We start from the raw sequence: 443 nt of genomic DNA on the forward strand, positions 1-443 counted from the left end.
AAAAACAGGCGGTCAATAAACGGCTACTTGGAGTGGTGGTGCCGGTTGGAGCTTTACGGTCAAAAAAAGGCATGGGAGTGGGCGAATTTCCGGATTTGGTTGATTTTGCCGCTCTTTGCAAAAAGATGAGGCTTGGACTGATTCAACTTTTGCCTGTGAACGATACCGGCTTTGAAAGTTCTCCGTATTTTAGTCTTACGGCATTCGGTCTTCATCCTCTTTATCTGCGGATTGAAGAACTTGATGAATATGCGTTGGCTGAAGATTTGGTTAAAAACCGCATTAAAAAAGCGAGGGAAAATTTTGAAAAAAACAGCCGTTTTTCCCATTATCATGTTTTAAAAGAAAAATTGGAAATATGCCGGGAAATATACGAAGCGAGCAAAGAGCAAATTGTAAAAAACGCTAATGGCGGAAGATAATCCTCATGGATCGAGCACAAT

1 protein-coding gene is annotated in these 443 nt (G+C 41.1%); it reads left to right on the plus strand.

Features of this window, described 5'->3' with window-relative positions; all coding sequences use genetic code 11:
- A partial coding sequence (locus ACYVRA_RS09040; protein ID WP_461252376.1) for a 4-alpha-glucanotransferase occupies nucleotides 1–422 on the plus strand: 422 nt, incomplete at its 5' end.
- Nucleotides 423–443: the final 21 nt, after the last annotated feature.

The sequence above is a fragment of the Treponema sp. R8-4-B8 genome (genome assembly GCF_054786175.1).